We start from the raw sequence: 4,195 nt of genomic DNA, 5'->3' as shown, positions 1-4,195 counted from the left end.
GTTTTGTTTTACTTTATAAGCGGCTTGAAAACGGAAACTTTAAGTGGCCTAAATCCTCTGATCAGGTAAGAGAGCTTACAATGCAAGAGTTTAAGTGGCTTATGGAAGGTCTTTCAGTTGATCAGCCTAAAGCAATAAGATCTGCAAAACGTGGTGCTTTCTATTAACAAAAATTCCCTGTAAGCATCACGGCTATCGCATGAAAAAAATCATTCTAAAAGGATTCAAATATAGCAAAGAGTAAAGCTTGCTAACAGGAATATACAAAATATTCCAAAAAGGATTTTAAAGATTCATGTCGAATTCTATAGTATGAGAAAATATGCTATAGGGGGAATTACTCATGGATATTGAAGATTTCAAGAAAAGTTTTGAAGAAATAGAAGACTTTAGACAAGTAGGCAAGGTAAAACATAAATTAATTGATATTCTTTTTATAGGTGTATTGGCATCCATAGCAAATGCCAATACTTTTCTAGAAATAGGAGCCTTTGCAGAAGTAAAAGAAGAGTGGCTGAAGAAGTATATAGATTTAGACTATGGTGTCCCATCTCACGACACGATACAAAGAGTATTTGAGCATTTAGACAGTAAAGCCTTTAATAAAGCTTTTATGGAATGGACAAATAAAATAAATGAGCATACAGGAGGAAGAATCATCGCTGTTGATGGAAAAACAGTTAAAGGATCAGTAGACGGAGAAAAAAAGCCTATTCATATTGTAAATGCCTGGGTAGATGAAAATGATATGATACTTGGTCAGATAAAGACAAGTGAAAAAAGTAATGAAATAACAGCAATTCCAGAGTTGCTAGATTTGCTGTTTTTAAAAGATAGCATTGTAACAATCGATGCTATGGGAACTCAAAAGAAAATAGCTGAAAAGATCATAAAGAAAAAGGGAGATTATGTGCTAGCCCTTAAAGGAAACCATGAGACATTCCATAAAGAAGTAGCAGACTATATGAAGCAAGCACTAGAAGATTGTTTCAACGATATAAAAATGAGTACAAAAATAACTATAGAAAAAGGGCATGGAAGAATTGAAAAAAGAGAGTATTATCAAACAGATGATATAGGGTGGTTTAGCGAAAAAGACCTTTGGAAAGGGCTAAAAAGCATAGGGATGGTAAGACGCACGGTGAATTATAAAGAAAAAGAAACCGTAGAGATAAGCTATTATATATCGAGTTTAGAAATGCCTGAAAAAGGCGAATGTGAGCTGTTTGCAAAGGCAATAAGAAAGCATTGGGGAGTAGAAAGTTGTCATTGGATGCTAGACGTACTATTTAAAGAAGATAATAGCCTAGTGAGAAAAAATAATGGAGCAGAGAATTTATCTATGCTAAGAAAAATAGCATTAAATATATTAAAAAAGGAACTACCAGAGCAAAAGAAGGTTAGTAAAAATATGAAAAGATTCAAAGCGGGACTCGACGATAAATACTTAGACTTAATAGTGCAAAATATATAATAAATAGCTGGGCTGTACCATTCGTAGGTCAATCTGGCAGCTATTAAGGATAAGGTTTATTTCGTGTACCCCAAAAATCGAATAGTAAAAAGAAAAGCATTTTTGAACAGTCTTGCTTAGATAAAGAAGAAGCAAAAACTATATTTTTAAAAAGTAAAGTTCAAAATGTTAAGAAAAGTAATTCTTCATGCGATTGCCGTGCTGTAAGCATTGAAACTACTATGATTAAGACTCTTTTTATGGTATAATTAATCTATAAAGTTGATAGGAGAAAATCTATAGTGGATAGCAAAGACGCTTACATTAAACAGCTTGAAAATACGGTAAAAAGTCTAGAGCAACAGGTTAGCAATCTTACAGAGATGCTTATTTTAATGCGTAAAGATAAGTTTGGTAGCTCTAGCGAGAAAACCTCAAGAAAAGAAATCGATGGACAGCTTAGTTTATTTAATGAAGCTGAAATAGAAGCACGTGCTAATATAGAAGAGCCTATCAAAAAACGTGTTGATGGATATTATCGTAAAGATTCTAGAACAAAGCGTGAAGAACTAATTAAAGACCTTCCAGTTAGGGAGGTTCTTTGTGATATTCTTGAAGAAGATCGTTATTGTATTCAGTGTGATACAGCACTTAAAGCCATCGGAAAAGAAACTGTTCGAGAAGAGCTTGAATATATTCCTGCTAAACTTCAGATTGTTCGTTATGTTCGTATGGCTTATGAATGCTCTAAATGTAAACATACAGATACGCCTTACATAGAAAAAGCATTAACGCCTACATCTCTTATGAACCATTCTCTTGCATCTCCAAGCTCTGTAGCAAATGTAATGTATCAAAAATATGTAAATGGTATGCCCCTTTACCGTCAAGAAAAGGACTGGGAAAATCTTGGACTTGCTCTGAAACGTGCTACTATGGCGAACTGGGTTATTCGATGCTCAGAAGATTATCTATATCCTGTTATTCAGTACCTCAGAAGAGAACTGATAAAAAGGGAAATAATCCATTGTGATGAAACTCCCATCCAGGTACTGAAAGAAAAGGGCAAGAAACCCCAGTCAAAATCTTATATGTGGCTATATCGCTCAGGTAATGATGGAAAAAGCCCTATTATCCTGTATGATTATAAACCGTCAAGAAGTGGCGACAATGCAAGTAAGTACTTAGAAGGGTTTAAGGGATACCTTCATTCTGATGGATTTGCTGGATATAATAAGCTCAAAGACGTCACTAGATGTGGTTGCTGGGCACATTTGAGGCGTAAGTTTGTGGAAGCTATTCCAGATAACAAGCTTAAGGATACCCCGCTTACTAATGCAGAAATTGGAAGAGATTACTGCAATAGACTTTTTAAAATCGAGGAAGATCTTAAAGAACTTCCTTTTAATGAAAGATATACTAAGCGTCTAGAACTTGAAAACCCTGTTCTCGATGCCTTTTGGTGTTGGCTTGAATCATTAAATGTATTAAATGGTTCATCGCTTGCTAAAGCAGTAAAGTATGCCAAGAATCAAAAGTCATATATGGAGAATTACCTTCTTGATGGCAGATGCTCTATTTCAAATAACCTAGCCGAAAACAGTATCCGCCCTTTTGCTGTTGGCCGCAAAAACTGGCTCTTTGCTGATACTACAAAGGGGGCAGATGCTAGTGCAACAGTATATAGTATTGTTGAAACTGCAAAAGCAAACAACCTTAATGTATTTACATATCTTGAATATTTGCTGATGTACATGCCTGACACAGACTATCAAAGTGATCCAGAAGCACTGGAAGATTTGATGCCCTGGTCAGAAAATGTAAAAGCAGTATGTGGAAAATGATATTTCCGGCTAGCTTAGTTCTATTATAGCTAGCCTTTATTTATTTTACTAGGCACCTTGTTGTGTAGCGCTTACCATAGAAGTAGGAATAATTATGGAACAAGAAAGATTAAAATTGAGCTTGATAGCTTGGGTTACCAAGTTTCTAGAAGAAGAATAGCTAGAATTATGAAAGAAAATGCACTAGTATCTAACTATACAGTCGCTCAATATAAAGTTCATAGCAAGGGCTGTAATGAATCAAGTATTTCTAATATAGTAGATAGAGAATTTGATGATAGAAATAATCTAGAGGTAGCTGTGAGTGACCTTACCTATGTAAGAGTAGGCAACAAGTGGAATTATGTATGCACCTTAGTAGACTTAGCTAATAGAGAGGTAATAGGTTATTCTGCTGGGACCAATAAGGATGCCAGTCTAATAGAAAAAGCATTGTTAAGATGTAATTACTCATTGAAAGATATAAAGATCTTTCATTCAGATCGTGGCAAGGAATATGACAACATAAAAATAGATAATATTTTAGAAACCTTTAATATAAAACGCTCTTTAAGTAGAAAAGGGAATCCCTACGACAATGCAGTAAGTGAGGCTATGAATAAAGTTTTAAAGATAGAGTTTATATATCAAAATAAGTTTGAGACCTTAGAGGAATTGGAATTACAGTTAGCAGAATACATTTACTGGTATAACCATATAAGGATCCATGGCTCTTTAGGCTATATGTCACCAATAAGTTATAGAAATAAAACTGGTCTAGGAATGGTAGCATAAGTGATATTTTAGGATAAATCTTTGTTCGGAATGAATTTGTCTAAAAAAGGGTTGCCTTTCCATCTTTTCGTCCGTCAAATGTATGAATGTTCTTTATTGCTTTTAAAAATGTGTCTTGTGTAAT

Annotated in this window: 4 protein-coding genes; all 4 read left to right on the top strand. The window is 34.4% G+C overall.

The window, feature by feature from the left end; all coding sequences use genetic code 11:
* A partial coding sequence (tnpB, locus tag Q7P22_RS14980) for an IS66 family insertion sequence element accessory protein TnpB (RefSeq protein WP_369695519.1) occupies positions 1-167 on the top strand: 167 nt, incomplete at its 5' end.
* A gap of 176 nt (positions 168-343) precedes the next feature.
* Positions 344-1,474, top strand: a complete 1,131-nt coding sequence (locus Q7P22_RS10135) for an ISAs1 family transposase (RefSeq protein ID WP_303863807.1) — start codon at positions 344-346, stop codon at positions 1,472-1,474.
* Between the two features lie 281 nt (positions 1,475-1,755).
* A complete protein-coding gene (locus Q7P22_RS10130) occupies positions 1,756-3,297 on the top strand; it encodes an IS66 family transposase (RefSeq protein ID WP_303863805.1) in 1,542 nt (513 codons plus the stop codon).
* A 42-nt stretch (positions 3,298-3,339) separates the two neighbouring features.
* Complete coding sequence (locus tag Q7P22_RS10125) at positions 3,340-4,071, top strand: IS3 family transposase (protein WP_303863809.1); 732 nt, start codon at positions 3,340-3,342, stop codon at positions 4,069-4,071.
* The last annotated feature ends 124 nt before the right edge of the window (positions 4,072-4,195 follow it).

This window comes from Alkalibaculum bacchi (assembly GCF_937875145.1).
Taxonomy (GTDB): Bacteria; Bacillota; Clostridia; order Eubacteriales; family Alkalibacteraceae; genus Alkalibaculum; species Alkalibaculum bacchi_A.
This window is presented reverse-complemented; position numbering and strand designations above follow the sequence as displayed.

Coding starts and splice junctions, on each gene's coding strand:
- Q7P22_RS10135 (WP_303863807.1), top strand. CDS start 344: ATGGATATTGAAGATTTCAAGAAAAGTTTTGAAGAAATAGAAGACTTT.